Annotated in this window: 21 protein-coding genes; 10 read left to right on the top strand and 11 right to left on the bottom strand. The window is 71.7% G+C overall.

Features of this window, described 5'->3' with window-relative positions:
* Window positions 1–85 precede the first annotated feature (85 nt).
* Together IE263_RS28675 and IE263_RS28670 are read left to right on the top strand one after the other, a co-directional pair.
* Window positions 86–685: an LbetaH domain-containing protein gene (locus IE263_RS28675; protein ID WP_189940716.1), complete on the top strand. Its 600-nt coding sequence runs from the start codon at window positions 86–88 to the stop codon at window positions 683–685.
* The gene (locus IE263_RS28670) at window positions 682–1,809 is read left to right on the top strand and encodes a glycosyltransferase (RefSeq protein WP_189940715.1); all 1,128 of its coding nucleotides are present in this window, start codon (window positions 682–684) and stop codon (window positions 1,807–1,809) included. Before IE263_RS28675 ends, IE263_RS28670 begins: the two co-directional genes overlap by 4 nt.
* Window positions 1,810–1,871: 62 nt before the next feature.
* On the opposite strand, the gene IE263_RS28665 is transcribed toward IE263_RS28670, so the two are convergent.
* A complete protein-coding gene (locus tag IE263_RS28665; protein WP_189940714.1) occupies window positions 1,872–3,071 on the bottom strand; it encodes a glycosyltransferase family 4 protein in 1,200 nt (399 codons plus the stop codon).
* 32 nt (window positions 3,072–3,103) lie between these two features.
* Entirely contained in the window at window positions 3,104–4,084 is a 981-nt protein-coding gene (locus IE263_RS28660) for an NAD-dependent epimerase/dehydratase family protein (protein ID WP_189940713.1), read from the bottom strand.
* A gap of 263 nt (window positions 4,085–4,347) precedes the next feature.
* On the opposite strand from IE263_RS28660, the gene IE263_RS28655 reads away from it, so the two are divergent.
* From IE263_RS28655 to IE263_RS28635, 5 genes are all read left to right on the top strand, one after another.
* Window positions 4,348–5,880 carry a hypothetical protein gene (locus tag IE263_RS28655; protein ID WP_229911210.1) on the top strand — a complete coding sequence of 511 codons (1,533 nt, stop codon included), beginning with the start codon at window positions 4,348–4,350 and terminating at the stop codon, window positions 5,878–5,880.
* Entirely contained in the window at window positions 5,877–7,457 is a 1,581-nt protein-coding gene (locus IE263_RS28650; RefSeq protein ID WP_189940712.1) for a hypothetical protein, read from the top strand. The genes IE263_RS28655 and IE263_RS28650 overlap by 4 nt, the downstream gene beginning before the upstream one ends.
* Window positions 7,454–8,995 (top strand): lipopolysaccharide biosynthesis protein, encoded by a 1,542-nt coding sequence (locus tag IE263_RS28645; RefSeq protein WP_189940711.1) that lies wholly within the window; start codon window positions 7,454–7,456, stop codon window positions 8,993–8,995. Before IE263_RS28650 ends, IE263_RS28645 begins: the two co-directional genes overlap by 4 nt.
* Window positions 8,996–9,079: 84 nt before the next feature.
* Complete coding sequence (locus IE263_RS28640; RefSeq protein ID WP_189940710.1) at window positions 9,080–10,627, top strand: fibronectin type III domain-containing protein; 1,548 nt, start codon at window positions 9,080–9,082, stop codon at window positions 10,625–10,627.
* On the top strand, window positions 10,624–11,172 hold the full coding sequence (locus IE263_RS28635; protein ID WP_189940709.1) for an FAD synthase family protein: 549 nt from the start codon (window positions 10,624–10,626) through the stop codon (window positions 11,170–11,172). The genes IE263_RS28640 and IE263_RS28635 overlap by 4 nt, the downstream gene beginning before the upstream one ends.
* On the opposite strand, the gene IE263_RS28630 is transcribed toward IE263_RS28635, so the two are convergent.
* Entirely contained in the window at window positions 11,062–11,763 is a 702-nt protein-coding gene (locus IE263_RS28630) for a CDP-alcohol phosphatidyltransferase family protein (RefSeq protein ID WP_189940708.1), read from the bottom strand. The genes IE263_RS28635 and IE263_RS28630 overlap by 111 nt on opposite strands.
* 61 nt (window positions 11,764–11,824) lie before the next feature.
* On the opposite strand from IE263_RS28630, the gene IE263_RS28625 reads away from it, so the two are divergent.
* Both IE263_RS28625 and IE263_RS28620 read left to right on the top strand, forming a co-directional pair.
* Entirely contained in the window at window positions 11,825–13,249 is a 1,425-nt protein-coding gene (locus IE263_RS28625) for a glycosyl hydrolase family 28-related protein (RefSeq protein ID WP_189940707.1), read from the top strand.
* A 215-nt stretch (window positions 13,250–13,464) separates the two neighbouring features.
* Window positions 13,465–14,013 (top strand): TetR/AcrR family transcriptional regulator, encoded by a 549-nt coding sequence (locus IE263_RS28620; RefSeq protein WP_189940706.1) that lies wholly within the window; start codon window positions 13,465–13,467, stop codon window positions 14,011–14,013.
* Between the two features lie 133 nt (window positions 14,014–14,146).
* Here IE263_RS28620 and IE263_RS28615 read toward each other — a convergent pair whose 3' ends face one another.
* The 6 genes from IE263_RS28615 to egtA form a co-directional block, all read right to left on the bottom strand.
* Window positions 14,147–14,506 carry a hypothetical protein gene (locus IE263_RS28615; RefSeq protein WP_189940705.1) on the bottom strand — a complete coding sequence of 120 codons (360 nt, stop codon included), beginning with the start codon at window positions 14,504–14,506 and terminating at the stop codon, window positions 14,147–14,149.
* Window positions 14,494–16,020, bottom strand: a complete 1,527-nt coding sequence (locus IE263_RS28610; protein WP_189940704.1) for a hypothetical protein — start codon at window positions 16,018–16,020, stop codon at window positions 14,494–14,496. Before IE263_RS28610 ends, IE263_RS28615 begins: the two co-directional genes overlap by 13 nt.
* Before the next feature lie 219 nt (window positions 16,021–16,239).
* Window positions 16,240–17,235: an L-histidine N(alpha)-methyltransferase gene (gene egtD, locus IE263_RS28605; RefSeq protein ID WP_229911209.1), complete on the bottom strand. Its 996-nt coding sequence runs from the start codon at window positions 17,233–17,235 to the stop codon at window positions 16,240–16,242.
* Between the two features lie 79 nt (window positions 17,236–17,314).
* Window positions 17,315–18,103 (bottom strand): ergothioneine biosynthesis protein EgtC, encoded by a 789-nt coding sequence (gene egtC / locus IE263_RS28600; RefSeq protein ID WP_189940703.1) that lies wholly within the window; start codon window positions 18,101–18,103, stop codon window positions 17,315–17,317.
* Window positions 18,103–19,428, bottom strand: a complete 1,326-nt coding sequence (gene egtB, locus IE263_RS28595) for an ergothioneine biosynthesis protein EgtB (RefSeq protein WP_189940702.1) — start codon at window positions 19,426–19,428, stop codon at window positions 18,103–18,105. Before egtB ends, egtC begins: the two co-directional genes overlap by 1 nt.
* Window positions 19,425–20,732, bottom strand: coding sequence for an ergothioneine biosynthesis glutamate--cysteine ligase EgtA (gene egtA, locus IE263_RS28590; RefSeq protein ID WP_189940701.1), 1,308 nt, complete (start codon window positions 20,730–20,732; stop codon window positions 19,425–19,427). Before egtA ends, egtB begins: the two co-directional genes overlap by 4 nt.
* Window positions 20,733–21,050: 318 nt before the next feature.
* Here egtA and IE263_RS28585 point away from each other — a divergent pair, with 318 nt between their 5' ends.
* Complete coding sequence (locus tag IE263_RS28585) at window positions 21,051–21,869, top strand: TIGR02452 family protein (protein ID WP_189940700.1); 819 nt, start codon at window positions 21,051–21,053, stop codon at window positions 21,867–21,869.
* An 8-nt stretch (window positions 21,870–21,877) separates the two neighbouring features.
* Here IE263_RS28585 and IE263_RS28580 read toward each other — a convergent pair whose 3' ends face one another.
* Window positions 21,878–22,324: a type II toxin-antitoxin system PemK/MazF family toxin gene (locus IE263_RS28580; protein WP_189940699.1), complete on the bottom strand. Its 447-nt coding sequence runs from the start codon at window positions 22,322–22,324 to the stop codon at window positions 21,878–21,880.
* Between the two features lie 72 nt (window positions 22,325–22,396).
* Entirely contained in the window at window positions 22,397–23,881 is a 1,485-nt protein-coding gene (locus IE263_RS28575; protein ID WP_189940698.1) for a flotillin family protein, read from the bottom strand.
* Between the last annotated feature and the right edge of the window lie 64 nt (window positions 23,882–23,945).

Raw genomic sequence — 23,945 nt, 5'->3', positions numbered from 1 at the left:
GGCCACATCCTCCATCCGGGCAAGTCTGCCGCCAACACGCAGAGATCGCGGCTGATCCGCCCCCGGGGACGTGAAGGATCGCGTCATGGTACAGACCACAGCGCGATCCCTGCGCGGCTTCACCGGCGCCGGATACGACAAGGGGCGCCCCCTGCCGGTCCAGGCCGCCTGGTTCGCCGCCCAGCATCTGCTCTTCGTCAAGTGGTGGTTCCCGGCCCGCTGGCGGCCGGCGTTGCTGCGCGCCTTCGGCGCCCGCGTGGGACAGCGGGTGCTGATCCGGCGAGGGGTGCGGGTCCACTGGCCGTGGAAACTGGACGTCGGTGACGACGTGTGGATCGGCGAGGACGCCTGGATCCTCAACCTCGAACCGGTCACGATCGGCAGCGACTGCTGTGTCTCCCAGAGCGCGCTGCTGTGCACGGGCAGCCATCGCCGTCGCTCCGCCACCTTCGAGTTCGACAACGGCCCCATCCGGCTGGAGCCGGGCAGCTGGGTCGCCACCCGTGCGGTCGTGCTGCGCGGCGTCACCGTCGGCCGGGGCGCGGTGGTGGGCGCCGGCGCCGTCGCCCACCGGGACCTCGCACCCGGCTCGGTCCTGACAACGGGCGCGACGCCCGGGACGGTCCCGACCGCAGCCGCCGTACCCGCCCCGTCCGCCGGATCAGGGAAGGAGGTCACGGCATGAGACTGGTCCATGTGGTGACGCTCGTCAGCGACGACGGGGCCTTCGGCGGCCCGACGAGCGTGGCCGTCGCCCAGCTCGAGGAGTGCGCCGCACGCGGGCACGACGTGATGCTGGTGTCGCTGTGGCGGGGCAGGGCGCGGGCCGCGCGACGCCTCGGGGCCGTCCGGTTCGTCTCCCGCCCGGCACGGCGCCTCGTCCCGGGCCGGGGCTGCCTCGGGCTCATGCATCCGCTGCTGCTGAGGGATCTGTGGCGGGCCATGGGAGGCGCCGACGCCGTCCACCTGCACGTGGGACGGGACCTCGTCTCCCTCGCCGCGCTCGCCGTGGCCCGGTTGCGGCGGACGGCCTTCGTCACCCAGACGCACGGCATGGTCGAGCCCCGCACCGGCGCCGTCGCCCGTGTCTTCGACCGGTTGTTCGTGCCCCTGTTGCGCCGGGCACGCTGCTGCCTCGTGCTCACCGAGCGGGAGCGGCGGGCCCTGACCGAGGTGCTGGGCCCGGACGGGCCACCGCTGGTCTCCCTGCCCAACGGCCTGCGCCCGGCCCCCGTCGGGGCGGGCACGCGGCCACGCCACGACCACGAGGTGATCTTCCTGGCCCGGCTGCACCCCCGCAAACGCCCCGAGGCGTTCGTCGAGATGGCCGCCCTGGTCCACAAGGAGATCCCCGAGGCACGGTTCACGCTCTACGGAGCGGACGAGGGCTCCCTGACGGCGGTGAACCGGCTCGTCGCGGACCGGGGACTGACCGATGTGGTCTCCTACGGCGGCGCGCTGGAGCACTCCGCGGCGCTGGAGGCCTACCGGAGGGCCGCCGTGTACGTCCTGCCGAGCGTGGACGAACCGTTCCCGATGACGGTCCTGGAGGCGCTGGCCGAGGGAACACCGGTCGTCTGCACGGACAGCAGCGGTATCGCGGCCGAACTGGCGCGCAGAAACGCGGCACTGGTCACCGACGGCAGCCCGGAGGAGCTGGCCGACGCGGTGGCCGTGCTGCTCGTCGACGAGGAGCTGCGTCGCGGCCTGGCCGAGGCCGGGCGCCGCGCGATCGACGAGGTCTTCTCCATCCGCGCGGTCGTGGACCAGCTCGAGGACGTCTACCGGGGCCGAGCCGGAAAGGGCTGACGGAGCAGTGCACCGAAGGAGCCGCTGTTCCCGACGGAACAGCGGCTCCCGCACCTTCGGTTTCAGCGCGCCGGGGTGCGGCTCACCCTCCGGAGGATGTCCTCGAAGCGGGAGGCGCAGTCCGCCAGGGCGAACTCCCGCTCGGCCAGAGCGCGGCTCTCCTTGCCCAGCGACTCGGCGCGTGCCGGATCGGACAGGATCTTCCGGACCCAGGCGGAGGCGTCGTCGAGCGAGGACTCCTCCGGCGGGAAGACCGCCGACCCCGCCTGACGGAGCAGGTGCGCGGCCAGGTTGTCGGCGGGCATCAGACCGAGCACGGGGCGCCCGGCACACAGATACGACAGCGTCTTGGACGGGACCGAGAACTCCCCCGCGTCCGCCGCCAGGAGGACGACGAGGAGGTCACCCGTGCCCAGCACCTCGGGCAGCCGCTCGTAGGGCTGGAAGGGCAGCAGGGTCAGCTCGACGCCCCGGGCGGCCGCGGCCTGTCTGAGGACAGGCACGGCCGGGCCGTCGTTGACGACGACGAGACGGACCGGAGTGCCGCCGTTGCGCAGGCGCTCGGCCAACTGCACGAGCAGGACCGGGTTGTGCTTCAGGCCGAGGGTGCCGGAGTACAGCACGGTCCGCACACCGTTCAGGCCGTGCTCGGCCGACCAGGCGTTGTCGCGGGCCACCGGGACGATCTCGTCCAGCGGCGCCCAGTTGGGAATGACGGTGACCTTGCCGGCGGTGCCCCACTGCTCGTGGACGCGGACGAAGGACTCGGCGATCACCACGACGGCCGCGGCCCGGCGCGCCGACCACTTCTCGCCCGCCCCGAAGACCGTGGCGGCCACGCCCATGGACTTCGCCACGTCGGCGGCGGCGAAGCTCTTCAGGGCGACGGCGGTCACGTCCTGGTGCCACAGCACCCAGGGGATGCGCAGCCGCCGCAGCACGGCCGCCGTCACGACCAGCACCGGAATGGGGAGGTTGGACAGCAGCGCCACGTCCGGCTTCTCACGCCGTACCTGACGGGCCAGTTCGAAGCCGAGCAGGGTCTCCTGGCGGAGCCGGCGGAAGTAGGCCTCCTTGTTCAGCGCGGTGCCGTCCCCGATGGTGACGAAGCGAAGGCCGGCCGTGTCCCCGGCGAGGTTGCCCTTGCCGGAGACGTAGGCCGTACACGTCGAGTGGACGACGTCGTGTCCGCGGCGCGCCAGCTCCCGGCTCAGCTGGGCCTGGAACGGGTGACCGCTGTAGTCGTGGACGAGGATCCTCATCGGTTCTCTGTGTCCTGGTACTCGGGCGGAGGTCACTGGTGGGAGCGCTTGACCTGGTCGTAGACCCAGGCGTACGTCTTCTCCAGGCCGTCGAGCAGGGCGACCGACGGTTCCCAGCCGTAGATCTCGCGGATCAGGGTGTTGTCGGAGTTGCGGCCGCGTACGCCCTGCGGGGCGTCGAGCCGGTAGGTGCGCTCGCAGCGGACGCCGGCGATCTGCTCGACGAGGTCGACGAGTTGGTTGATGGTGACCAGCTCCGACGATCCGAGGTTGACCGGGACGCCACTGTCCCCGTTCATGATCATCTGGCTGCCCCGGAGGCAGTCGTCGATGTACATGAAGGAGCGGCTCTGCTGTCCGTCGCCCCAGATCTCCAGCCGGTGCTCACCGGAGACGACCGCCTCGGCCACCTTCCGGCACACCGCGGCCGGGGCCTTCTCCCGGCCGCCGGTCCACGTGCCTTCCGGGCCGTACACGTTGTGGTAGCGGGCGACGCGGGTGACGAACCCGTAGTCCTCCGTGTAGTGGCGGCACATGCGCTCGGAGAAGAGCTTCTCCCAGCCGTAGCCGTCCTCCGGCTGCGCCGGGTAGGCGTCCTCCTCCTTGAGCGCGGTGACGTTCGGGTCGGTCTGCTTGCCGGCCGCGTACACGCAGGCGGAGGAGGAGTAGAAGTAGCGCTCCGTACCGGCCTCGTGCGCCGCCCGCAGCATGTGGGTGCTGGTCAGCACGGACATCATGCAGGCGGCCTTGTTGTTCTCGATGAAGCCCATGCCGCCCATGTCGGCGGCCAGCATGTACACCTGCCGGGCGCCTGCGACACCCGCGCGCGCACTGTCCAGGAGCGACAGGTCGGCGACCACGTTCTCGGCGTCCTGGTGGACCTGGTACCACTCGTGCCGCGGCTTGATGTCGATGGAGCGGACGGTCAGCCCCTGGGCAAGAAGGTCGCCCACGAGATGACCACCGATGAACCCCCCGCCTCCGGCGACGACGACGTCGACCTGCTTGCTCATGGGCGCAACTCCTTCGGGAATCCGGTGATCTGATGTGCGGTCAGCCGGTGCGCCGCTGCCTGGGACACCGGTCCGGCGCCGGGCGCGCGGAGACCAGCGCGATAAGTTAGGCATATTTGTCATGATTTGCGACAAATGGCGCGCCGCGCCGATTTTCCGGATCACCCGATGGCTCTGTTCGGGGACCCCACCCGCTCTGAAGTCGATGTTTCGTGCGCGCCTGGAGCGATTTACGAACTATGGGCGCTATATATCTTTCGGTGATGTTTCAGCCTGAATACTCGCTCGGCAGAGAGGTCGGGATGCAGGACGCCCGCGTCCGCAGTGTGGCTGCGGTCTTCCTCTGGGCCGTGGTGCTGACAGTCCTGCTGCCGGGGCTGATCCTCCAGTCGCTGGCGGCGCACGTGTCGCTCGCACTCGCCCTGCAGTGCATCGTCGTGGCGCACACCGGTGGTGCGCTCGCCCGGGTGCTCACCGCGCCCACGGTGCGGTTCGTCGCCTTCGGCTTCTGGGTCTTCTCCTACATCTGGCTCGGCCTGGCGCCCCTGGCGATGCTCGCCGCCGACACCTATCCCTGGCCCTACCGGACCAGCGAGGCGACCGCCCTGCAGGCGGTGCTCGTCGTCGAACTCGGACTCGTCGCCTACAGCGTCGGTACGGCCCTCGCCGCCCGGCGGGAGCGCACCGACGCGGCCCGCGCGACCGCCGGCCGGCCGGGATTCCTGGAACGACTGCTGGCCCGCCGTATCGCGCCCTGGCGCCTGCTCGCCCTGTGCGGGCTCGCCTTCACGTTCGCCGTGCTGCTGATCGCGGGCCAACCCGGACGACTGGGCGCCTACTTCACCAGTCGTCAGGCCATCACCGAGATCGGTGCCCTGAACAGCGGGCAGGAGGCCTTCCTGCAGTCGCTGCTCAGCTGGTCGCTGTCCGTGCCCGCGTTCTGGGCGCTGCTCGGCCTGCTGCGTGTCCCGCGCCTGCCCGGCGGCGACCGTTGGCTGCGCGGGGCCCGCTGGCTGCTGCTGCCGCTGCTCATCGCACTGAACGCCGTCGTCAACAACCCCATCAGCAAGCCGCGGTTCTGGGTCGGCACCATCCTTCTGACCCTGGTGTTCACCGTGCCCCGGCTGTACCGGCCCCGTCCCTTCCGGATCGCGGCGGCCGGCCTCATCGCGGTGCTGCTGGTCCTCTTCCCCTACAGCGACTACTTCCGCTACAGCGACCGGGAGGACATCACCGTCGTCTCCCTCACCGAGCAGTTCACCGTCAACGGCGACTACGACGCCTTCCAACAGGTGCAGACCGGTATCGACTACGCGCGGGAGAACGGGTTCTCCCCGGAGGCCGTGCTCGGCCCGCCGCTGTTCATGGTGCCGCGCTCGATGTGGCCGGAGAAACCCCAGGACACCGGCATCGCGCTGGCCCACTACGCGGGATACGACTTCCTCAACCTCTCCGCGCCCCTGTGGATCGAGAGCTACCTGTGGGCCGGCCCCGCCGCGGTGATCATCGTGTTCTGCCTGCTCGGCGCGGCCGGACGGCGGGTCGACGACGTACGCCACCGGCTGCGCGGCCGGCCGGGCACCCTCGCGGCGCTCCTGGTCCCGGCCTTCGCCTTCTACCAGATGGTCTTCCTGCGCGGCAGCCTGCTCGGCATCGCGGGCCCGCTGACGCTGCTGATGACCATCCCGCTGCTCATCAGCACCCCCACGGCCCGGGCATCCCGGTCCCCCTCATCGGCGGTGCCGACCGCACCCATTCGTCATGCATCGATCCCCGGAACAGGAGGGCACCCGTGACCGGCCCCACTCCATTCGACGACCGGTACGACGAGCCGGACCAGCTACGCGACCAACTGCGCCGGATCCTGCGGCACCGTTTCCTGATCGCGCTCGGAATCCTTCTGGGAGTCTTCGGCGGGCTGGTCCTGTCGGTGCAGCGCGCCCACACCTACACGGCCACCAGCGAAGTCCTCGTGCGCTCCACCACCGACCCCTTCGGCACGGTGGGCGTCGCCGCCGACAACCAGGTCAGCATGAGTACGGAGCAGCGGATCGCCTCCAGCGCGGACGTCGCCCAGCGTGCGGCGTACATCCTGGACCGCCCCGGCAGCCAGGCGGGCACGCTCGGCGCCCGGGTACGGGTCACCAATCCGCAGAAGTCCCAGGTGCTCCGCTTCGAGTTCACCGCCGACTCACCCCAGCGCGCGGCGCGCGGTGCCAACGCCTTCGCCGAGGCCTACCTCGACGACCGCAAGGACCGCAACGACGCGGCGGTGGAGCGGGCCACCCGTGCCCTGGACGAGCAGATCGACGTACTGAACCAGCGGCTGGCCCGGGACAAGCTGGACCGGGTGGCCGCCAAGCCCGCCGTGCAGAACCAGCTCTACAACCTGCAGAAGCGCGTTCTCGACATCAGGTCCCGCGACACCGACGGCGGCGACGTCGTCCGCAAGGCCACCGCCCCCGACCTGCCCGTGGGACCCGGTCTGCGGACCCTGCTCGGGCTGGGGCTGGTGTGCGGTCTCCTCCTCGGCATCGTCCTGGCCTGGGTGCGCTCCGCCCTGGACAACCGGGTCCGCTCGGTCGGCGAGGCGCAGGCCGCCCTGCGCGCGCCGGTGCTCGGCATCCTGCCCTCCGACGACGGCGGGGACGACGCTCTGCTGACCGTCGGCCGCACGGACGCCCCGCGCACCGAGGCCTACCGGGCCCTGGCCTTCCGGGTACGGCAGATCTCCGGCCCCGCCGGCCCCGGCCAGGTCCTCGTCGTGGCCCCCCGGCGCGCCGGCGTCGCCGAGGAGGTCGCCGCCAACCTGGCGGCGGCCCTCGCCGAGGACGGGGGCGAGGTGCTGCTGGTGGACACCGCCCCCGACACCTCCGGGCTGGCCGCGCAGCTGCCGCTGATGCCGTACGAGGCGCCCACCCTGGAGGAGGCGTTCCTTCCCCCCGGGAGCGTCCTCGTCGACGCCGGCGTCGCCGGCCGGCTCGCCTTCGCCGCGGGTGGAACCGGTTCGCACAACACGGCGGCCGGGGCCACCGGGGCCGACCGGGTCCTGTCCGAGCCCGGCTCCTCCACCGTCGTCGTCACGGGCCCCTTCCTCACCCACGCCGACGCACTGGCGGTCGCTCAGCGCGTCGACGGCGTGCTCGTGGTCACCGGCCTCGACGGCACCCGCCGGGACGACCTCCGGCAGATGCAGGAGCTGATCGGCTGCTCCGGCGGACGCCTCCTCGGGGCCGTGCTCGACGCCGGGCGCCCGCGCCGGCGCCTGCGCGCGCTGCGCCGCCGCCCGAAGTACGGCCCCGCGTCGCGCGCCGACCAGGCAGCCATGGAACTCCCAGCACAGGACGGCACGTTCACGATCTCCCGCCGATGACCGCCTTCGAAGCGACCGCTCGTCCACGCGCCGCGGCCACCGCCCAGAGCGGGGTGGCCGCGGCCGCGCGGGGCGGGTGGTGGGGGATGGCGGGTTCCGTCGTGAACGCCGCCTTCTCTTTTCTTCTGGTCGGCCTGATCACCCGCGCCGTCGGAGCGCAGGGGGCAGGGGCGATCTTCACGGGCGTCGCCCTGTTCACCATCCTCAGCAACACCTGCAAGCTCGGTGCCGACACCGGGCTTGTCCGCTTCGTCCCGCGCGACCTCGCCGTCAACGACGGCCGTGCGGTGGGCGCGCTGCTGCGCACGGCCGTCCTGCCGGCGACCCTGGCCGGCACCGCGGCCGCCGTGCCCCTGCTGGTGTCCCCCGCGGTGGCCACGGCGCTCCTGCCGAACCTGCCCCCCGCGGACGCCGTCGCGCTGGTCCGGCTTTTCGGACTCTTCCTGCCCGCCGCCACCGTGGGCATGGTCCTCCTCGGCGCCACCCGGGGATACGGCACGGTGGTGCCGTTCGTCGGCGTGGAGCAGATCGGCAAGCCGGTGCTGCGCGTGCTGATCGCCGTTCCCGTGGCCTGCTACGCGCCCGGGCTGCTGTCCCTGGCCTCGGCCTGGCTGTTGCCCGCGCTGGCCGGTTCCGTGGTGGCCTGGCTCGCCCTGCGCCGCTGCCGCGCCCGCCACCGCACCCCGTACGCCACGGGAAGCGAGCCCGTGCACTGGCGGGACTTCTGGGGCTTCGCCGCACCCCGCGCGGTCTCCTCCGTCTTCGACATCAGCGCGGTCTGGGCCGGGGTCATCCTGCTGTCGGCCCTGGCCACGGCCGGCGAGGCGGGGGTGTACACGGCCATCGGCCGCGTCGTCACCGCGGGCACCCTCGTCCAACTCGCCGTCCGGCTCGCCGTCGCACCGGAGATCAGCCGTCTGCTCGCCGTCGACAGGGTCGCCGAGGCACACCATCTGCACCGCGTGTCCACCTGCTGGATCGTGCTCTTCTCCTGGCCGCTGTTCGTCCTCGTCGCCGCCTTCCCCCGGACCGTACTGTCCGTCTTCGGACCGGAGTTCGCCGACGGCGCGACCGCCCTGGTGGTGCTGTGCGCCGCCTCCATGGTCAACGTGGCGGTCGGCAACGCCCAGACCGTGCTCCTCATGGCCGGCAAGAGCTCGTGGCATCTGGCCGTCACCGCCGTCGCGTTCACGGTGCAACTGATCGTCGGCGTGCTCGCCGTGCCGGTCTGGGGGGTGCTCGGCGCCGCCGTCTCCTGGGGCGCGGCCATCGTCGTGGAGAACCTCGTGGCGGCCGCGCTCATCCGGCTGCGCCTCGGCTTCACGACCGTGGACGGCGGCTACTTGAACGCCTTCGGCGTCGGACTGGTCGTCTCTCTGGTGCTGGTGGCCTCCCGTACGACGGAGGGTGACACTCCGTCAGGACTCGCCGTGGGGATGGCTTTGGGAATGGGTGTATTTGGTATTACTTTGTGGCGATATCGAACATTTCTGAGAGTGAGCGAGCTGGTCGGAGTGCTGCGCCGCCGCGCCGCATGAGCCCAGACACGGTCGTATGTCCGGCCCACCCGGTCGGCGTCGCTCCCCTCCCAGCCCTCACACCACTGCCAACCGGGGTGTCCTTTGCGCCTGAGAAAGCTCCGTACGAAGCCGGTCACCAGGGCTGCCGCAGTCACGGCCCTGGCGTGCACCACCGCCCTGCTCGACGCATCCCTCGCCGTGGCCGCCGACGGCAAGCCCGAGGTCTCCGCCGACCCGCTGGCCACCTGGCAGACGGACGGCGTCGTCTGGTCGCTGGCCTCCGCGAAGGGCGTCGTCTACGTCGGAGGGACCTTCGATTCGGTCCGCCCGCCGGGCGCCGCACCCGGCCAGAAGCAGGTACGGCGCCACAACTTCGCCGCGTTCGACGCCGCGACCGGCAAACTGCTGCCCTGCGCCCCGAAGTTCACCGGCCTGGGCCGCACCGTGCGGGCCATGAAGGCCTCCCCGGACGGGCGGGTGCTGTACGTGGGTGGTTCCTTCAGCAAGGTCGGATCCACCCGCGTGGCCAACGCGATCGCCCTGGACACCGCCGGCTGTTCCCTGCGCACGACCTTCCGGCCGTCGGTGACCGCACCCGTCCGGGCCATCGACGCGACGGACAGCGTGATCTACCTCGGGGGTGACTTCGCCCGCGTCAACGGTCAGGCCAGGAACCGTCTCGCCGCTGTCACGACCAAGGGCGTCCTGCTGCCCTTCAAGGCGGACGTCGACCTCCCGGTGCGTGCCCTGGCGGCCGCACCCTCGCACGGACGGCTCTTCGTCGGCGGCGACTTCGAGTCGGTCAACGGACAGGAGGCCCGCTCGCTGGTCGCCCTCAACCCCACCAGCGGCAAGACGGTGCTGTCCTACCCGGGCTGGTTCCCGCCCCAGTCGTCGGTGAAGACGATCGCCCGCGACGACAGCCGTTTCTACGTGGGTGCCGAGGGTCATGGACCGGGCATCTTCGACGGGCGCATCGCGGGCCGTCTCACCAACGGCACGATGGTGTGGAAGGACACCTGCTTCGGCGCCACCCAGTCCGTCGTGCCCTACAAGGGTGTCCTCTTCAGCGCCTCCCACTCGCACAACTGCAACGAGACGCCCGGCGGGTTCCCGGAGCGGGGGGACCGGCAGCACCTGCTGGCCCAGTCCCTCGCGGACCGCAGGATCCTGCACTGGTTCCCCGACACCAACGGCGGCCTGGGGGAGCAGGTGGGTCCCCGAACCCTGACGGTCTCGCGCGGCTACCTGTGGGCGGGGGGTGAGTTCACCCAGGTCAACGACAAGCCCCAGCAGGGCCTCACCCGCTTCGGACCCCGTGACACCGGAGCACCGAAGGTGCCGACCCTCTCGGTGTCCGACACCGACCCCGGCAGGGTCACCCTGGCCTGGCGCGCCACCTGGGACCGTGACGACGCGACGCTGACGTACAAGATCTACCGGGACGGGAAGCTCGTGGCCCGGCAGACGGAGTCCTCCACCTTCTGGGACCGTTCGCAGATGGGCTTCACCGACTCCGTGCCCGCCGGTGGGAAGCACCGGTACGCGATCGAGGTGACCGACGGGACGAACACCTCGCCCAAGTCCCCTTCCCTGACCGTGACCGTGCCCCCCGAGGCCAACGAGAAAATGGCGGGTGACCAGCAGTGACACGCATCGGATTCGCGCCCGGAGTCTACGACCTGTTCCACATCGGACACCTCAACATTCTGCGTGAGGCACGCAGGCACTGCGACCGTCTCGTCGCAGGGGTGACCTCCGACGACCTGACCGCACAGCTGAAGGGCAGAGTGCCGGTCGTCCCGCTCGCCGAGCGCATCGACATCGTCCGCAGTGTGCGCTACGTCGACGAGGTCGTCGTGGAGAGGGAGGTCGACAAGTTGAAGACGTGGAAGCGGATCGGCTTCCACGTCATCTTCAAGGGCGACGACTGGCGGGGAACACCCAAGTGGGAGGAGTTCGAGCGGCGCTTCGCGCAGGTCGGCGTCGAGGTCGTCTACTTCCCGTACACCATGCACACCTCCAGCACGCTGCTGCGCGGTGCCCTGGAACTGCTCTCCGCGCACCAGCCGCCGGAGATTCCCTCAGCGCAGCTCCCGGAACCACTTCACCAGGAAGGCGGCCATGAACAGGACATGGGCCGCCAGCAGCGCGCAGTACACCGCAAGGAAGACGTCCTGGCTCCCCAGGAATAGAAAGCTGATGCAGGTCAGGCCGTAGTCGACCGGCAGCAGCAGCACGGACCGCAGCGCCGGGGGTGACCCGGCCGGAGCCTCGCCCGGCGTCCGCCGCTTGAGCTTCTCCGTCAGGATCCCGGCGAAGAAGATCACCACGGCGGCGAGCTGGAAGACCATCGGTGCCAGCAGGAAGGCCGGGCTGGGCAGGGAGAAGAACCGGTAGAACGACACCAGCACCACCAGGTGGAGGGTGACGATCTTGACGCAGTCCAGGACGTGGTCGAGCCACTCGCCGGACGGGCTCCCGGAGCGCTGCCCCCGCGCGAGCTGACCGTCCGCCGCGTCCAGCGCGAACCCCACGGCCAGGGCCGTGCCGACGCAGACCGCCATCGTCGGTCCGGGCGGCAGCAGGGCCACCGCGGCCAGGGCCGGAAACGTGAACAGGGCGCCGAGGACGGTCAGCTGATTCGGCGTCGCCCCCACTCGGTAGGCCAGGGCGGCCAGGACACGGCCGGCCGGACGGTTGACGAACTGCGTGTAGAGCGAGACCCCTTTCGCGGGCTTCTGTGCCGCCGACAGCTGTCTGAGCACCTCGGCAAACTCGGTCATTTCCCTCCTTTAGTGAGAAATCATTGGAAAGAAGGCAATTATGGCAGAACGGGGAGGCGGGATGGCTCGTGTGAGCCGTCGGCAACTTCTGCGTGGCGGGGCGTCGGTGGTGGCCGCGACGGCCCTGACCGCACACAGCGCGTCCGCCGCCGTGGGACCGGAATCCGGTCCCGCGGCGCCACCGGGTCCCGCCGGTTCCGGCGACGGCCTTTCCACCGCCCGGCTACCGCTCGCGATCAATGTGGCCGACCTCGGAGCGGTGGGCGACGGACAGACCGACGACAGCGCGGCGTTCGAGAAGGCCTACGCGCTCGCGGCCTCCCGGGTCTCCCGGGGCGTCGGGCGCACGGTGATCGAGATTCCCGCCGGCGAGTTCCTCATCACCCGTCCGCACGCGCTGCTGAACGGCGTCGCTCCGCTGCGGCCGGTCAACGGTCTGCGCTTCAGCGGAGCGGGCAAGCGCATGACCACCCTCGTCTTCCGCCCGGCCGCCGGCCCGGGCTCCTATCTGTGCCGCAACGAGGACATCTGGTCGAACCTCACCTTCGAGCGCATGCAGTTCCGTTCGGCCACACCCGGCGCCTCCTTCTTCAGTTCGTACTCCAACGGGAAGGCGCAGGACTACCGGTTCTCGGAGTGCGAGTGGATGGGGGAGTGGGAGTTCGGGCTCGCGCTGGACGGCACGGACACCAACTCGGAGATGCGCTGGGAGGCATGCCGGGTCGGCGGCAGCTACCGCCGGGCGTTCCTGTACTCGGGTCTGTCCCGACGGGTGCAGGGGGACCCCAACGACCAGGACCAGTTCCTCAACTACTGGTTCACCGACATGAAGGTCGAGTACCAGTGGGGCAACTTCCTGGAGTTCCCCTACGGCGGTTCGATCACCTGCCGGGGCGGCTCCTACATCATCACCGGCACACGGCCGCAAGCCACCGAGGAGTACGGCACCACCAGTACGTTCTTCCGCTTCCCCGTCGCCCAGCACCACGACTCGGTGCAGCGGTTCCACGCCCAGGACATCCGGTTCGAGGTGCGCAACCCGGATGCCAGGATCATCGACTGCGTCTGGAACGGCGGAACAGTCCACTTCAGCGACTGCGACGACACCGGGATCGCCTTCAAGGACTTCTCCGCCGACGTGCGTGCGCACCGCTACACGGTCGGTCCGCGCGGGCCGCTGATCCGTTACGACTCCTGCCAGTTGGTGGGCCGCCACGAGTACCGGACGGTGGGCGGGCAGGGCGACCTCCCGACCGTCGCCCGCTACGACATGTGTGTGCTGCGCAGTCACCCGGCGAGCGAGTTCGCGGTCGTGGAAGGCACCGACCGGCCCGACTTCGTCCGCTTCGTCGACTGCCTGGAAGGAGCCGACGCCGCTGACGCGCCGGCCCCGCCCGCCGCCCAGGAAGCGCCCACCGGTCCGGTACCGCCCGAGAGTCCGCCCCCCGCCGATCCGACGGTCCTGCCCACCCCGGGCGGGCGGTGAGCCGCCCCGTCGGCAGGGCGCGACGCTCAGCGACAGCGCCCCCGTGCGGGTGACCGCGACCGGGCCGTCCCTCCGTGCCGTGCCCCGTCCCGCTCGGGGCACGGCACGGATCGGGAACGCGTTCCTCCGGGACGCGTTCCCGGTGTCTCTCCGGTGTCTCTCCGATGTGTCTCGGTGCGGACAGTCGTCCCGGTTGACCGATCGGAAGGTTTCTCATGCGTGCTGACGCCCAACGCAACCGCAAGCGGGTCCTGGAGGTGGCGACGGAAACGTTCGCCGCCGAGGGACTCTCCGTGCCGGTGGCGGAGATCGCACGCCGGGCCGGCGTCGGCACCGGCACGGTCAGCCGGCACTTCCCGACGAAGGAGTCGCTGTACGAGGCGATCGTCTCGCACCTGGTCACCGGGATCGTCGACAGAGGCCGGGAGCTGGCCGCGACCCGCGATCCCGGCACCGCGTTCTTCGAGTTCTTCGCCCTCGAGGTCGAGCAGTCGGTCGTCAACCGGGGCCTGACCGAGGCGATGAGCGGCTCCGGGTTCGATGTCGACAAGGTGGCCTTCGCCCCCGAGCACAGCCTGGAGGCCGTGGAGAGCGAGCTGCTCGCGAACGCCCAGAAAGCCGGCGCGGTACGGCCCGACGTCACGCGCGCCGACGTCAAGGCCCTCTACGTCGGCTGTATCGCCCGGGAGAGGGCAGCCCGCGACCCCGACGCCCGCAGGCGGCTGATCGACGTGGTGTGCACCGGCCTGCGTGCCCAGCAGTAGAGGCGCGTGCCGTGGACGCGACCGGCGGGGGCAGGCGGCATGGGCACCGACCACGCCGGTGCTTCTCCGCTGGGACGTCGATGGTCCGGGGCCGGGCCGGTGAGGAGCTCGAGGTCGGGCTCGTGGACGGTCCTCACGCCCGACCGTTCGAGCATGCCCTGGACGTTGAACCCGGCGTCCTCGAGCGCCTCGTCGACGAAGGAGGCGCGAGCTTCGTGCGCTTGCCCGGCTGGGCCGGGTAGCCGGCGCGCAGGGCGATCTCCAGGGCGTGGTACTGCTTCGTCGGCAGTGCCTCGAGACGGCGGACGAGGCCGGGGCGGAAGGCGGCGGCCCCGGGCTCGGTGTCGGGCAGGACCTCGGTCGTACGGCCCAGGTGGCGCTCGAGGAGCCGCAGCTCCTGCTCGCGCCGGGCGACGAGTCCGGCGTGGCGCCCGCGGAAACGGGCGACGCAGCCCGGAGCGCCGCGTCTGTGCCCTGCCTCTATGCCCTGCACGGCTCAGGCACCAACTCCGACATCACGGCCGACGGCAACGACGGGTTGGCGGCAGCCGCTTCCACCACTCGCCAGTCGTCGTCGGCGAGCAGTTCGACGATGACCGGCGGCGGCAGGGCGGGGTGCCCGGCGGCTACGGGCCGTGCCTGCCGGTCCGCCAGGCAGGCGAGCAGCGCCGGTCCCGTCGCGTTGCGGTGCCGGGCGACCTCGCGGAGCGCCTTGTGCACCGGCGGTACGTGTCGGGTCAGGTCCTCCAGCAGTGCCGGCGGTGCGTCCGGGTTGGCCGCCACCTTGGCGACGACCCGGACTCCGTGCCGTTCGACCATGCTGCGCAGCTGAGTCTCCGACAGGCCTGGGTGCGGGGCGATGGACTTGACCACCTTCGCGTCGGGGTCGGCGGCCAGCGCGTCACGGATGTCGGCCGGCAGATCGCGTCGTTCGGCCAAGAGCATCCGCACAGCCGGATTCGACGACGTGGCCAGCTCCTCGACCTCGGTGGGAGAGGCGGCGGCAATCCGCGGCAGCAGGGTCGGCCCGATCCTGACAGCGCCGGCCAGGCACGAGAGCACGTCGAGCGGCACGCGGAGGTTGTGCGCGAGCGTGCGCTGTACGTCGTGGCCACGGTCGGTGGCCAGCGTGCGGATCAGGGCGTCGTCGATCGCCGGATTCCCGGCGAGGTCGGCCCGGACACCGGGGACCGGGTCGGCGGCGAGCCGTCCCCACACCTCCGGTGGCAGGTCCGGTCGGGCAGCGAGTCGGCAACGCAACAGCATGGAGGGGTGGTCGACGAATCGGACGACGGCTTCGACAGGCGTGCCGGGGTTCCGCAGCGCCAGCTCCGCCATCTCGAGAGCGGTGGATTCGTGGGAGCCCGCGCACGACGCACCGGACCGCAGCTCGCAGTCGAGCCGCGGACACTGCGGATCGTGAAACCACGGCGTCTCCTCGCCGTCGCAGACCATGCACCGCTCTGCCGGAGGCAGCCCCTCGCCGGTGATCAGCATCGCCAGCACGTCCGGTGGCGTCACCTCGTTGGCCGCCACCGCGCGGCGGACCTCGGCATGCGGATGCCGCGCGAGCCGGGCGGCCATGTCCGCCGTCGTCGCCGACGCGAGCTCCGCGACGACCCGTACATCGGAGTCGGCGGCGAGCGTCTCCACCACATCGGGCGGAAGTCCGGGGCAGGCGGCCAGCTTCTCCCGGCGCTCGACATCCGGATCCGCCGCGAAGAGCCGCGCCCACTCCGGGTCACCGGAACGCTCCTCGAGCAGGGCGAGCGCGGCATGCGGCTGCGCGACGGGATCGATGTCGGCAGTGGTCAGCAGCCCCTCGTACGCAAGCAGCACAGCGCTCTCCCCGACGCGCGAAGCCAGGGCAACCGCCTGCTCATGGCTGAGGTCCGCGCGACCGGCGAGGTCCCCGGCGATGTCCGCGTCCGCGTCGGCGATCAACCGGTCGACCAGCTCGGAGGGAAGAGCCGCATTGGCAGCGAGCCCGCACAGTACATGGTTCACAGCAAGACATCCTGCCCGGACCATGGCCGAACGGCCGGTGGTTTTCCACGGCGTCGGGGCGGCACGGTGATCGGCCGCGTGGCCGACGACGCCCACCGGGATGGACAACCTGGTGGACGCCGTCCTCGACGCGGCCGACCGGACCGGACTCCTACGCGTAGGTGCGGCTGGCAGGAGACCCGCGCACGGTCGACGACACCCGGACCATGACCACTGCCGTCACCGTACGGCGGGACGGTGAGCAGTCGCGAGGATGACCGCGAAGCCCGCGTCGGGATCGGCCCAGACCTGATCGGTGTCCAGGCCCGCAGCGGCCAGTTCTGCCTTCAGCCCGTCCGTGGTGAACTTCGCGCTCCGTTCAGTGATCCATTCCTCTCCCTGGTCGAAGTGCGCCGTGAGACCGAGCCGCTCGATCGCCACGTGCTGGTCGGCGAGGCTGCGCAGCCTCATCTCGATGTGCTGTTCGGCGCCGTTCCACACGGCCCGATGCTCGAAGGCGTCGGGCTTGAAGTCGGCGTCCAGTTCGCGGTTGAGGACGTACAGGAGGTTCTTGTTGAAGGCGGCGGTGACGCCTTCGCTGTCGTCGTAGGCCGCGATCATCTCCTGCGTGTCCTTGACCAGGTCGGCGCCGATCAGAAGGAAGTCCTCGGGGCGCATGATGCTGCGGAGCTCGCGCAGGAAGGGGACGCGGGCGGACCTGCGGAAGTTCCCCAGCGTACTGCCGATGAAGGCGATCAGCCGGGGATCGCCGTCCGGCAGCTCGGGCAGCACCAGAGGGGTCGTGAAATCGGCGCGCAGGGCGTGGAGTACGAGCTGCGGATACTCCTGGACGAGTTGGGCGCCGGCCTGGTGCAGGGCGTCCTCGCTGACGTCGACGGGGACGTAGTGGAGGCCGGCCGGGCCGAGCGCCTCCAGGATCAACTTGGTCTTGGTGCTGCTGCCCGAGCCGAGTTCCACCAGGCTGCGGGCTTTGGTCCGCTCAGCGATGTCCCGGGCATGGAGCAGGAACAGCCCCAGCTCCGCACGCCACAGGGGGTATTCCTCGAGCTGGGTGATCTCTTCGAACAGCTCGCTGCCCCGGGCGTCGTAGAACCAGGTGGGCGCCGTGGACTTGGGAGTGCGCGTCAGACCGTCCCGGATGTCGGCGCGCAGTGCCGTGGCGTAGTGCTCGGCGTCCAGGGTGTCGGTGTAGTCGTAGGTGCGGATGCCGGTCACGGGTGCCTCGCTTCGGTCGACAGCAGACTGTGGGGGTTCTGGGACGGCCCCCGCAGGGTGCGGGAGTTCTGGAACGAGCTCACGTGCCGGTCTCCTTGTGTGGTGCGGGTGCCGCGTCCGCGCCGGGATCCTTGAGCGGGGTGAGCAGGACCTCGGTGCGGGTCGCCGCGAGCAGGGTGCGGTCGGGGACCTCCTGCCAGTGCGGATCGTCGTCGTAGGGCTCGGAGGCCACGACCGTGCGGCCGGGCTCCGTCAGGTACCAGAGGGTGTCGCCCCAGGCCGTCGCGGTGATCGTGTCGCCGTTGGTGAGCAGCAGGTTGAGGCGGGAGCCCGGGGCCGCCGCCGCGACCTCCTGCACGGTGTCGGCCAGCGCCTGCCCCTCGGCGTCCCCGGCGCGCAGCCGGGCGAGGACCAGTGCCCACACGAACGCCGAGTCGTTGCGCGCCTCCATCGACAGCAGCTCGGCCGCCGGCAGGGTGCGGGCCAGGGACTCCAGGGACCCGGGCCAGCCCTTGACCGCTCCGTTGTGACTGAACAGCCAGGGCCCCGCCGCGAACGGCGCCGCGGCGGCCTCCGCGTCCGCCCCGGCCAGCGTCGCGTCCCGTACGGCGGCCAGCAGTGCCCGGGTCCGTACGACCCGGGCCAGGTCGGCGAAGGACAGGTCCGCCCAGATGGGCCCGGCCCGGCGGTAACGCGCCGGCGCCGGGTCGCCCTCGGCGTACCAGCCCACCCCGAAACCATCGGCGTTGACCGTGCCGTACCGCTGCCGCCGGGGTGCCCACGACTGGCGGTACAGGGCGTGCGGGGGCTGCACGAGGAGTCGGCCGAGCGGCTCCTCGGGCCCCACACAGGCCACATGACGGCACATCAGACGGCTCCCGAGCGGGCGGTGCGGAATCCGGAGAAGATCTGCCGCCGGATCGGGTAGTCCCAGTTGCGGAACGTGCCCCGGCAGGCCACCGGGTCCACCGCGAACGAACCGCCCCGCAGCACCTTGTACTCGGGCCCGAAGAACACCTCCGAGTACTCCTTGTACGGGAACGCCCGGAAGCCCGGGTACGGCAGGAAGTCGCTCGCCGTCCACTCCCACACGTCGCCGATCAGCTGGCGTACGCCGAGCGGGGACTCACCGGCCGGGTAGCTGCCCGCGGGGGCGGGGCGCAGGTGCCGCTGGCCCAGGTTGGCGTGTTCGGGCGTGGGGTCGGCGTCGCCCCATGGGTAGCGCATCGAGCCGCCGGTCGCCGGGTCGAAGCGGGCCGCCTTCTCCCACTCGGCCTCGGTGGGCAGCCGGCGTCCGGCCCAGCGGGCGTAGGCGTCGGCCTCGTACCAGCAGACGTGCAGCACCGGCTCGTCGGGCGGGACGACCTCGGTGACGCCGAAGCGGCGCCGCAGCCACTGTTGTCCGTCGCGCCGCCAGAACAGCGGTGCGTGGAGGGAGTGCTGCCGGACGTGGGCCCAGCCCTCCTTCGTCCACCAGCGTTCCTCGTCGTAGCCGCCGTCCTCGATGAACGCCTGGTAGGCGGCGTTGGTCACCGGCGTCGTGTCGATGTGGAAGGGCGCCACCTCGCGCCGGTGCGCGGGTCGTTCGTTGTCCAGCGCCCAGGGCTCACCGGACGTGCCCATCGTGAACGGGCCGCCGGGGACGAGCACTTCGGACGGTCCGGTGAACAGCGGGGCCGGGTCCGGGTCCGGGGCGGTCAGGGCCTGGGGGCCCTTGCGGAGCTGATGGGTGATCAGCATCGTCTCGTCGTGCTGCTGTTCGTGCTGCGCGATCATTCCGAAGGCGAAGCCCGCCTCCGTCAGCCGTGTGCCGTGGAAGTCGGCCGACTCCAGCACGTCCATCACCCGGCCGCGCACCTCGGCCGCGTACCGGCGGGCCTCGGCGGGCGGCAGCAGCGGCAGCGAGGGCCGTTCGGAACGCGGGTGCTCGAAGGCGTCGTACAGGCCGTCGATCTCGGGGCGCATCGCCTCACGGCCGGCCACCGCGCGCAGCAGCCACAGCTCCTCCTGGTTGCCGATGTGCGCGAGGTCCCACACCAGCGGGGACATCAGCGGGGAGTGCTGGGCGGTGAGGTCGGGCTCCTCGACGCAGGTGGTCAGGAGCGTGGTGCGCTCGCGGGCGGTGGTGAGGGTGGTCAGCGCCTGCTTCCGCAGCGCTTCGACGTCGAGGGACTCGGGAGCGGGGTCGGTCATGGGTGGATGTCCTTCCCGTGGGTGCGGCCGTCGGTGCCGCGCAGGCGGTCGAGCTGGTCGTCGGCGGGGCAGCGGCCCGGCAGGACGTAGCGGTTCCGGTAGGCGGCGACGGCGTCCGTGACCTCGGCCGTAGCACCGAGCCGGGGCAGGGCCTCCAGGGCCGCCGTGAAGCAGGCGACGGCGACCTCGTGCAGTTCGGGGTCGGTCAGCCCGGCGCGGGCCGCGTCCGTCCACAGGGGGTTGTGCGGGGCGGGCAGGGACAGGGACCGTTCGGCCAGCGGCTTCACCGCGCGGTAGGCGCTCTCGGTGGCCTCCGGGTCGTCGAACAGGGCCGTCGTCACGGCGACCGGCACGATCCAGCCGTCGTCGCCCGGCTGTGCGTCGATCATGCGCAGCTCCAGGTGGCCGCGCGGCCGGACCGGCGGGAAGAGCGTGGAGACGTGGTAGTCGAGGTCCGCCCGGGTGGGCGCCCCCGTCCGGGTCCACTCCCGGAACGTCAGCCCGTCGGGCACGTCCCACGGCCCGTTCTCGCGCCGTACGCACATCACCGGCGCGTCCAGGACGTGCCGGGCCCAGGCCGTGCGCGGCTCGGTCTCCAGGGAGGGCGCGCCCGCGCGGCCGGCGCCGATCTCCGTCCACAGCAGCTGCCGGGTGGAGCGCCAGCCGGTGGGGCTGCCGCAGAGCAGTGGGGAGTTGGCGAAGGCGGCGACGAGGACCGCGCCCAGTGTGTGCGCCAGCCACCAGCGCCGTCCGTGGCCCAGCGGGCCGGGCTCCTCGTACCCGGCGTCCAGGCAGACCTGCACGGAGGCCGAGGTGCACATCATGGCCCGCCCGGCCGGGCCGGCGCGGTCGAGGTACGCCTCCATGGCGTCGTAGCGGGGTTCGCGCAGGAACCGGCGCGGTGGGTGCCAGGGGTCGGTGCCGATGCCGGAGAGGGTGAGCCCTGCCTCACGCAGGACCGCGCGGACGGCGTCCAGGTCGGCGGAGACGGTGCCCACGCACTCCATCAGGGAGGCGGCGGGCGGCGAGCTCAGCTCCAGCTGGCCGCCGGGTTCGACGGTGAGCGCCGACCTCAGGGGCACGTCCCGCAGGGCCGCGTAGACCGCTTCGAGTCGTTCGGGTGTCACGGGGAGCCGCGGTGCCCGCAGCTCGTGGACGAGCCATTCCACCTCGACCCCGAGGGTGCGGGGCGGGCCGGTCTTGAAACAGATGCCCCTGACGAGGGCCTCCACCTCGGCTTCGGTGAGGGCCGTACGGGGCTTCGTACAGTCGCTCACCGACGAGGAGCTTGATGTGTCGGACATGTCGGGATCCTCCTGAGATGCCACCATGCCACCGGTCCGGCATCGGTGGAGCCGGACCGGCATCGCTCGTCCCACCCAAGACCCTCGGGCGCATCCGCACAAGGGTGCACAACGGTACTTTCGGGGCCGGGAACCTCCGATTCCGTGCTGTTTCCGGTGTGTTTTCGGCCTGTCTCCGAGGCGTTCCCGTACCCGGGAAACTCGGTTGCACCTCTCCTCCAGGATCGCTGAGGATGCGGTCATGAGCACGACGGGGGAGACGGGTGGGGCGCGGGAGACCGCGCGGCACGTGGTCGTGGCGCCCACGGGGGTGGCGCCATGAGCGCGCGGCTGCGCGGCATCGCGCGCGAGACGGAGGAGATCGTCGCCGCGGGCGTCTACCGCGCGTCCGACGGGCGGGAGGTGCCGATCGGGGCGGCCGTCGAGGCCGCCCGGGCCGGGACCCGGATGACGGGACCGGCCCCGGTGCCGGTGCCGGAGATCCCGCCGGCCGACCCGAGGGTCGAGGTCACCGGCGAGAGCAGCCTGGAGGCGGCCCGCCGGCTCGCGGACGCACCGGTGGCCGTCCTCAACTTCGCCTCCGCCCGCAACCCCGGCGGCGGCTACCTCAACGGCGCCCAGGCCCAGGAAGAAGCCCTGTGCCGCGCCTCCGCGCTGTACGCGTGCCTGCTGGAAGCCCGGGAGTTCTACGACCACCACCGGGCCCACCGCGACCCGTTCTACACGGACCGCGTCATCCACTCACCGGCGGTGCCCGTCTTCCGTGACGACCGGGGCCGGCTCCTGGACGAGCCGTTCACCGCCGGCTTCCTGACGGCCGCCGCGCCGAACGCCGGGGTGGTGCTGCGTACGGCACCGCAGCGCGCGCCCGAGCTGCCGCGCGCCCTGGCCGTACGCGCCGAACGCGTCCTGGAGACGGCCGCGGCGCACGGCTACCGGCGACTGGTCCTCGGCGCGTGGGGCTGCGGGGTGTTCCGCAACGACCCCGCGCAGGTGGCGGGGGCGTTCCATGCGCTGCTGGGGCCCGGCGGCCGGTTCGAGCGGGCCTTCGCCCACGTGGTGTTCGGGGTGCTGGACCGGACGCCGGGGAACGTGGTGCGGGGAGCCTTCGAGAAGGTGTTCGACGCGCGCCCGTGACAAGGGCCTCAGCGCCAGCCGTACCGTTCCCGCAGCCGGTGCACCACCAGGTTGAACCGCATCCGGTCCAGCGCGCACGCCTCCCGGCGCATGCCCTGCTCGTGCAGCCGCAGGACGCGGTCCACGTCCACCCACGAGTCGCGCCCGGACCGGTCCCAGGGCCCGTGCCCGATCGGCACCCACTCCCGGTGGCCGTCGTGCCGCCTGCTGGACAACTGCACGGCGAGGAAGGTCCCGGCCGCCTCACGGGCGACGACGAGCACCGGGCGGTCCTTGCCCCGCCCGTCGTTCTCCTCGAAGGGCACCCAGGTCCAGACGATCTCACCGGGGTCGGGGTCGCCGTCGTGCGCGGGCGAGTACTCGGTGCGCACCCGGCCGACCTCGCGGGGGTCGGCCTCGGTGGTGGCGGAGGCGCCGAAGCGGCCGGGAACGTTCTCTTCGGTAAACGCGGTCACGGGGGCACCCTAGGGCCTGTCCGGCGGAGCATGGACGCGGGCCCCGGAGGCCGTCCCCGTGACCGCGGGGCCTCACTTGTCCTCGACCGGCACCTTCTGCGCCGTCGGCGGTGGCGGTACGAGCCCGTTGAGGGAAGCGCCCTGCGGGCTCTGCCCGTTCTGGTTCATGGACGCCAGCAGCTGCCGGGCCAGACCCAGGCCGGTCCCGCCCATGGTGAGCGCCTTCGCGAACAACTCGGACATGCCGTCGGCCCCGTTGAGCAGCACCATGTTGTCGACGTTGCCGAAGGCGGACGCGCCGGCCCGGACGATCTCCGGCCAGTTCTCGGCGAGCTGCTGGGCGACGACGGCCTCCTGGTTCTCGGCGAGGGCGGCGGCGCGGGCCTTGATGGCCTCCGCCTCCGCGAGACCCTGTGCCTTGGTCGCCTCGGCCTCCGCGAGACCCCTGGCCTGAGCGGCGGCCGCCTCGGCCTCACCGGTGGCCCGGGTCGCCGCGGCCGTGGCCGCACCCCGGGTCTTCGTCGCCTCCGCCTCCGCGCCCGCGGCCGTCTTGACCCGGGTCGCCTCGGCCGCGGCCGCGAGCTCCGTCTCCTTCGCCTTGGCCTGGGCGGCGGAGATCCGGGCGTCGCGCTCGGCCTCGGCCAGCGTGCGCGTCTCGTACGCCCGGGCGTCCGCGGGCTTGCGGACGTCCGCCTGCAACTGCTGCTCACGCCGGTGCGCCTCCAGCTCGGCGACCCGCGTCTCCTGGACCACGACCTCCTGGCGCGCCGCCGCCTCGGCGAGTGGTCCCGCCTGCCGGGCCTTCGCACCCGCATTGTCGCGCTCGGCCTGGTAGCCGGCCTGGAGGATCTCGCTGTCCCGGGTGGCCTCCGCCATCCGGGCGAACGACTGCTGCTCCGCCTCCGTGGCAAGCCGGTTCGCCTCCGCCTGCGCGATGCGCGCGTCCCGCTGCACGGCTGCCGCGTGCGGCATGGCCAGGTTCTGGATGTACCCGGTGGGGTCCTCGATCTCGTGGATCTGCAGCGAGTCCACGATCAGCCCCAGCTTCTCCATCTCCGTACCGCACGCGGCCCGCGTCTGCCCGGTGAGCTTCTCCCGGTCGCGGATCATGTCCTCGACCGTCAACCCTCCCACAATGGACCGCAGATGACCGGCGAAGACGTTGTGCACCCGCTCCGACATCAGCTTCTGCTGGTCGAGGAAACGCCGGGCCGCGTTGGCGATCGACACGAAGTCGTCGCCCACCTTGAAGATGACCACGCCCCGCACCTTGAGCGGGATGCCCTGGTGGGTCACGCAGTCCACGTGCAGTTCCGTCTCGTTCAGGTCGAGCGAGAGCTTGCGCACCACCTGCACACCGGGCAGCACCAGCGTGCCGCGACCCGTGACGATGCGGAATCCCATGCCCTCCTCCAGCCCCTCCGTGCGGTGGGTGGAGCCGGAGATGACGAGTGCCTCGTTGGGTTCCGCGACCCGCCACATCATCTTGAACAGACCGATCAGAACGAGAACGGCGGCAACCGCCGCCCCCGCAACGACGCCGACAACCATCGGCATACGCCCCCTTTGGATGGTGCCCTTTCGGCACCGAACGAAGGGAGTGTGCGCCTGTGCGAGCCGG

It is taken from the genome of Streptomyces aurantiogriseus (genome assembly GCF_014649375.1).
GTDB classification, from domain to species: Bacteria; Actinomycetota; Actinomycetes; order Streptomycetales; family Streptomycetaceae; genus Streptomyces; species Streptomyces aurantiogriseus.
This window is presented reverse-complemented; position numbering and strand designations above follow the sequence as displayed.

What these genes read in the sequence shown, in the direction of transcription:
- IE263_RS28675 (WP_189940716.1), top strand. Translation starts at nt 86, where the DNA reads ATGGTACAGACCACAGCGCGATCCCTGCGCGGCTTCACCGGCGCCGGA.
- IE263_RS28670 (WP_189940715.1), top strand. Translation starts at nt 682, where the DNA reads ATGAGACTGGTCCATGTGGTGACGCTCGTCAGCGACGACGGGGCCTTC.
- IE263_RS28665 (WP_189940714.1), bottom strand. Translation starts at nt 3,071, where the DNA reads ATGAGGATCCTCGTCCACGACTACAGCGGTCACCCGTTCCAGGCCCAG.
- IE263_RS28660 (WP_189940713.1), bottom strand. Translation starts at nt 4,084, where the DNA reads ATGAGCAAGCAGGTCGACGTCGTCGTCGCCGGAGGCGGGGGGTTCATC.
- IE263_RS28655 (WP_229911210.1), top strand. Translation starts at nt 4,348, where the DNA reads ATGTTTCAGCCTGAATACTCGCTCGGCAGAGAGGTCGGGATGCAGGAC.
- IE263_RS28645 (WP_189940711.1), top strand. Translation starts at nt 7,454, where the DNA reads ATGACCGCCTTCGAAGCGACCGCTCGTCCACGCGCCGCGGCCACCGCC.
- IE263_RS28630 (WP_189940708.1), bottom strand. Translation starts at nt 11,763, where the DNA reads ATGACCGAGTTTGCCGAGGTGCTCAGACAGCTGTCGGCGGCACAGAAG.
- IE263_RS28625 (WP_189940707.1), top strand. Translation starts at nt 11,825, where the DNA reads ATGGCTCGTGTGAGCCGTCGGCAACTTCTGCGTGGCGGGGCGTCGGTG.
- IE263_RS28620 (WP_189940706.1), top strand. Translation starts at nt 13,465, where the DNA reads ATGCGTGCTGACGCCCAACGCAACCGCAAGCGGGTCCTGGAGGTGGCG.
- egtC (WP_189940703.1), bottom strand. Translation starts at nt 18,103, where the DNA reads ATGTGCCGTCATGTGGCCTGTGTGGGGCCCGAGGAGCCGCTCGGCCGA.
- egtB (WP_189940702.1), bottom strand. Translation starts at nt 19,428, where the DNA reads ATGACCGACCCCGCTCCCGAGTCCCTCGACGTCGAAGCGCTGCGGAAG.
- egtA (WP_189940701.1), bottom strand. Translation starts at nt 20,732, where the DNA reads ATGTCCGACACATCAAGCTCCTCGTCGGTGAGCGACTGTACGAAGCCC.
- IE263_RS28585 (WP_189940700.1), top strand. Translation starts at nt 21,051, where the DNA reads ATGAGCGCGCGGCTGCGCGGCATCGCGCGCGAGACGGAGGAGATCGTC.
- IE263_RS28575 (WP_189940698.1), bottom strand. Translation starts at nt 23,881, where the DNA reads ATGCCGATGGTTGTCGGCGTCGTTGCGGGGGCGGCGGTTGCCGCCGTT.